This is a genomic window from Nitrospiraceae bacterium, assembly GCA_020632595.1.
Classification (GTDB): Bacteria; Nitrospirota; Nitrospiria; order Nitrospirales; family UBA8639; genus Nitrospira_E.
The window spans coordinates 1-5782 of the sequence record JACKFF010000037.1 but is presented as its reverse complement, the minus strand read 5'-3'; the positions used below and the strand labels follow the sequence as shown (position 1 = coordinate 5782).

Here is a 5782-nt window from a genome sequence, read left to right as displayed (position 1 = left end):
CAAGACCGTCCTGACCAATTGGCATCGCTTGTCAATGTCTTAGGGGATGAAGGCTATCAGGTGGTTGGGGCCAGGACGGCCGCGGAAGCTTCGGAATATGCGAGATGTGAAAGCTTTGCAGTCGCAGTGGTCGATGTGCAGGCGCCGGATGTTTCCGAAGTCTCATTGCTTTCTCTTCTCAAGGCGAAAAATGCTCAGATTCAGATGATCCTGAGTCCGGCCTTTGCTAGTTTGGATTCAGCCAAAGATGTCATTGGTGAGAGCGCCGATGCTTATCTTAAACGGGATGGGTCCATAACGGAATTGCTGAGTACTCTCCGTCGAACGTTCCGTGACCAACTGACGGAATACACAAAGGAACTGGAGATCGCGCTGGCAGAGCGGGATGAACGATTTCGGCAACTTGTGGGCCATATTAAAGAAGTGTTTTGGGTCTTTGCCCCTGACCAGTCAGAGGTTTGGTATATCAGCCCTCAATATGAAACAGTCTGGGGCCGCAGCTGTGCCAGCCTTTTTGAAGATCCCCGAAGTCTTTGGAATGCGATTCATCATCACGATCAACCACGATTTCACGCACACCAATTTGCACCGGAGGTGAAGGGGGTTCAAGGAGAATGCCGGATTGTGAGACCGGATAACTCCATGCGGTGGGTGCGAATACAGACGGTTCCTATTCGAAAGGCCAATGGGGATTTACTGAGTCTGGCGGGGGTGGCGGAGGATATTACTGAGCGGAAGCGCGTGGAAGAGGCTCTGACGAAATCCGAGCGCCAGTTTCGACAATCAAGCCGCATGGAAGCCATTGGGACACTGGCCGGCGGCATTGCCCATGATTTCAATAATATTTTAACGGCAATTTTGGGCTATACCGAATTGGCCTTAGCCACCGTGCCAAAGGAAAGCCGTACTCAACGCAATCTGCAAGAAGTCCTGACCGCGGGTCATCGAGCCAAGCACTTGGTGCTTCAAATTTTGACCTTTAGTCGTCAAGCGGGTCAGGGGAAGAAGCCCACACCTTTCCACCTGGTCGTCCGGGAAGCGCTCAAACTTTTACGATCCACGATTCCCTCGACCATTGAGATCCGTCAAGTATTGAACACGGAGGCCACCATTCTAGCGGATCCGACCCAAATGCATCAGATCATTATCAATCTATGCACCAATGCTGAATATGCTATGCGGGAACACGGCGGGATTTTGACGGTCGCCCTGGAAGATGTGGAGGTGACAGAGGAACTCACCGGAGCGATCTCGGGATTGCATATGGGTCCGCATGTTCGGTTGACGGTGAAGGATACCGGTTCGGGCATGACTCCTGAGGTGCTTGAACGGTTGTTTGACCCTTTCTTTACCACCAAGCCGATTGGCGAGGGGTCTGGGATGGGAATGGCCGTGGTGCATGGAATCATTACGAGTCACAAAGGAGCCATTGTCGTTGATAGTATCGTGAACAAGGGGACGAAAATCGATGTGTATCTCCCGATCGTTCCGACCCAGGTCTTAGAACCTGTGAATGATCAAAAAGCCATTCCGACCGGGAAAGAATCCGTTTTATTTGTGGATGATGAAGAGACGATTGTGCGTCTTGGGAAGGAACTTCTCACGCAACTGGGGTATACCGTGGAAGTGCACACGAGTTCCATCGAAGCTCTGAGGATATTTAGACAAGACCCTCATCGGTTTGATCTCGTGATTACTGATCAGACTATGCCGGGATTGACCGGTGAGGCGTTATCCCGGGAGCTTCTGCGGATTCGCCCCGATCTCCCCATCATTTTGTGTACAGGATTCAGTCATGTGATTTCCGCTGAGCGGGCGAAGGCGTTGGGTATTCAGGGCTATTTAATGAAGCCATTGGCGATCCGGGACCTGGTTCCGATTATTCGCCATGTCCTCGACAAAACATCTTCATCGTTAGCCGAGTCCTAAGCGACCGGGAAAATAAGTAATGGGGAAGACACGGTTTTCTTCGTTTGTGGTGGGGCATAAAATAACCCTCTGAGATGCAGGCCATTCCTGGATGGCTATTCAATAATCATGAATTCCAGAAGCGGATAGGATTGTGTTCGTGTCATGTTTGATCGTCGAGAAGTTGTCAGTTTGGCCCAAACCGTTATTTTTTAAAGGATCAAAAGTTGGTCGCACAGTTCGTAATGTGTCATTTCCTGGAGAAAAGGAAGGTGACCATCCGGAGTGGGGCGTGGAAAGAGACAAAGTTATGGCAAACATTCTTGTTGTGGATGATGATCGGCAGGTTTGTGATCTGTTGAAGCAAGCCTTGGAAAACCAGGGCTATACGGTGGACTGTGCCTCAAACGGTGTCGAAGGTATCAAGGAATATCGCAACCACCCTGCGGATCTCATTATTTTAGATATTCTTATGCCCGAAAAAGAGGGGCTTGAAACCATACTGGATTTGCGGCGTGAATTCCCTCAGGTAAAAATTATTGCCATGTCGGGCGGAAGTGAGCGAGCCAAACTGGATTTGTTGGACCTCGCTCGTCGGTTAGGGGCTCAACACACCATCGATAAGCCCTTCCAATTGCACGCCATTACTGACCTCGTTACTCAAGCCCTTCACGAAAATTAGCCGGGGTTTACCTGTTTGGACCACGAGCAATGCTGTATTTTCGAACTCAACCCGATGCTGTGTTTATTCCGTTTGTGAAGCAGGCGATTGACTACGAACTTCAAGCCGTGCGTCGTGTCGCATCTCACAATGACACTGACGCCTGGTTAGTGGGGTATCCGGCCGTGGGGATGTTGTTTACTCCCTATAGTGCCCTTATCACCCTAGAGGAATTGCTGGTTGCTCATGAGGCATCGATGGTCTATCGATTGGCCGACTACCATTGGCTTCTCCTATACGAAAGCCTCAAAAATTATTGTCTCTGGCACAACGATCGGGTTTATGATGAATCGGTGTCATTTACCATGGTGGGGGGATACCGGTTTGGGCTAGTGGATTTCGAAACCATGACCGATCGGTATTTCTGGGATCATGAATTTATGGAACTATTGTATGCTGATGCGGATGAATCAGATTGCTGTCCATGTGGAGACTACACAGACCGCTCTGATATCGATCTCTCGTATGGATTGCGTCCGCATCCTGACAAGCTCAAATTAATCCCTGTGGAGGAGCCCGCCTGGCGCATTCCGGAGCCAGAAGAATGTGGTCAGTGGCGTCTACCCTAAGCCCGAATCATTGAACTGGCCTATAGGCTTTCAGGAGAAATCATGGAAAAACCAGCAGATGTCCAATTTCACATTCATGATCTGTTACGTCGTCGCTGGAGTCCAAGAGCGTTTGCCGATCAGCCGGTAGAACGAGAGAAAATCCAAAGCTTGTTGGAAGCAGCACGATGGGCTTCCTCCTGTTTTAACGAACAGCCCTGGGTCTTTATTCTTGCAACAAGGGAGTACCCCGAAAGCCATCAGAAACTTTTGAGTTGTCTGGTGGAGGGAAATCAAATCTGGGCGAAACGCGCTCCACTCCTTCTGCTCACGGTCGCAAAACTCCATTTTGATCATAACGGACAGGTCAACCGCCATGCCTATCATGACGTTGGTTTGGCCGTGGGAAATCTGGTCATGCAGGCCACAGCCATGAACTTGTCGGTTCATCAGATGGCCGGGATTCTCCCTCACACCATTCGCGAGCGCTATGCCTTTCCTGACGGCTATGAAGCCGTAACAGGGATCGCCATCGGGTACCAGGGAGATGTCTCTATCCTCCCGGCCCCGCTTCGTGAACGCGAATGGGCTCCACGGTCTCGTAAGCCGTTGAGGGAATTTGTGTTCTCCGAGATGTGGGGACGGAACCCGGAATGCTTGTAGCGCATTGAATTTCCCTCGGCTCATGTTTCGGAGCGCTTCACTCCGGTTCCCACATTCATGACATGTTTCATGGCTTACCTCAAACAGTGAATGTCCTCTGTCTGCTCACCGGAGGCTATCTCATGCTAGGCAGACATGCGCTCTGTGAAAGGGTAAGAGGAAAGCAAAACAGGTTGGTTCACGTAACCGGAAAAAATGAAGGCTTTTTCAACAGCAAGGAAGGAGACACCATTCTATGATAACAGCCATAGGCGATGTGTTACGGCGGTGTTATGAGCGCGGGTGGATTACCAGCCGTGATGGAAATTGTAGCCTCAGACGAGCGAGGAGCGTCTACCTGTACGTCACTCCCTCAGGTTGGCGAAAGACCATTGTCCATCCTGAGCATATGGTCAAGATTAAGTTCGTGGATGGGAAGTTGCAGGTGGCTCCCGGAACCAATCCTTCCGGTGAGCTGCACATGCATTATCTCTTGACCAGAGGCATGAATCGGACGCGTGCCGTCGTGCATGTGCATCCAACCCATGTGGTTGCAGCCATCTATCGAGGGTTTGATCTCCAGAAAGTCTGCAAAGACTTTCCCGAAATCTACCGCTACACTCGTATCGGGCCAACAGTACCAGCCCTTCCTGCGATTAGCCCGGAACTGGGTGAAGCCACCGCGCAAGCATTAGGGGTCACCGAAAAAAATCCTGCCGGGCTTTACGATATTGTGGGTCAGGCCAATCATGGAGTGTGCTCCATGGCATCAGACCCCTGGTCGGCCTATGAGCATATCGAACGGTTGGATCATATTTGCGAGATTGTCCTGGCCAGCGGGGTCTCCCCTTAGCAGTTAAGGGAATGTTCAAAAAGTCTGTCCAGCAAGGCCGCAGTCCTTGTGATGCGCGGAGCGTACCCTTAGTACTACGTGAGCACGGCACAAGGGCGAGAACGCCGCTGGTAGGCTTTTTTCAACATTCCCTGGATGGTGAAAATGGCCGTCAGTATAGTTTTCGCTTCACTCGGAGACTCAACGTACAAGAGTACGATTCGTCCCCTCGCTTGCTGCGGCCGCGCTGAAAGGCCATTTTGACCATCCTGTTATCTGATCATGGGTGTTCAAATGTTTTCACTCTCCTTTATTTTCACCAAATTTTCATAATTTTGTCTTAAAGATTTTGTATTGGGATGCTCTGCACCCAAGGTTTCCTCACGAATAGTTAGCGCTCGCTGGAGGAGAAGGGCAGCCTTGATCTACTGCCCTTGGACATAATAGAGCAGAGCTAAGTTGCTGAAGCTAATGGCGACCTCGGGATGCGTGGGCCCCTAGGCACGTTTTCGAATGGCTAGGGGTAGCTTTGTTTTTATGGGAATAGGAGATGAACAATTTCATAGGTGTTTAGAGGATGTTAAACGCGGATTTTTAATAAATGCTCTATAAGATATGAATCTTTTTAGTTGGCCTTCAAAATTCACCGGAATGTCCTGAATGTTCGAGAGGCTTTTGCAGTTATGCTGACAGATCCATTCTGGGGAAGTTGTTAATATCGGCCTGTTCTCTCCTGGCGTATTGCTGGAGCTTGATGGAAAGGCTATCATTTCTTTCTTGATCCAACCGTTGGTTCATTTTTTCTCTTCTTTATCGGTTCATAGAAAGGACTCTGCATGGCTCAAAAGAAATCTGTTAGTCGCCTGGCTTCAACACCCTCTTCCAAGAAACCATCTGTAACCAAAAAAAAGACCGTGACTTTTAAATCCGCTGCAACGAAAAAGCAGGTAAAAGCCAGCACCGCGTTGGGAAAGCAGAAGGCTGCCCAAAAACTCACATCCGGTAAAAAGACGGTTGGTTCTAAAAAAACTGTGGCAACGAAAGCCAAACCGACTTCTTCAAAAGGTGTGTCTGCCAAAAAACCTGCATTGAAGAAGACAACCACAAAGAAGAACGTGGTGAAAACGGCTC

The 5782-nt window shown here is 49.8% G+C and carries 6 protein-coding genes; 5 read left to right on the top strand and 1 reads right to left on the bottom strand.

Translation table 11 applies throughout. The annotated features are described in order from the left end of the window. The 5 genes from H6750_21470 to H6750_21450 all read left to right on the top strand — a co-directional run. Positions 1-1929: response regulator (locus H6750_21470; protein MCB9776882.1), on the top strand; the 1929-nt coding region annotated here is incomplete at its 5' end. Positions 1930-2218: 289 nt separating this feature from the next. After that, a complete protein-coding gene (locus tag H6750_21465; protein ID MCB9776881.1) occupies positions 2219-2590 on the top strand; it encodes a response regulator in 372 nt (123 codons plus the stop codon). Positions 2591-2619: 29 nt separating this feature from the next. Beyond that, a complete protein-coding gene (locus H6750_21460; protein MCB9776880.1) occupies positions 2620-3198 on the top strand; it encodes a hypothetical protein in 579 nt (192 codons plus the stop codon). Positions 3199-3240: 42 nt separating this feature from the next. Then, entirely contained in the window at positions 3241-3840 is a 600-nt protein-coding gene (locus H6750_21455; GenBank protein MCB9776879.1) for a nitroreductase family protein, read from the top strand. Between the two features lie 235 nt (positions 3841-4075). Continuing rightward, entirely contained in the window at positions 4076-4672 is a 597-nt protein-coding gene (locus H6750_21450; protein MCB9776878.1) for a class II aldolase/adducin family protein, read from the top strand. An 820-nt stretch (positions 4673-5492) separates the two neighbouring features. Here H6750_21450 and H6750_21445 read toward each other — a convergent pair. Next, on the bottom strand, positions 5493-5782 hold a 290-nt coding region (locus H6750_21445), incomplete at its 5' end, for a hypothetical protein (protein MCB9776877.1).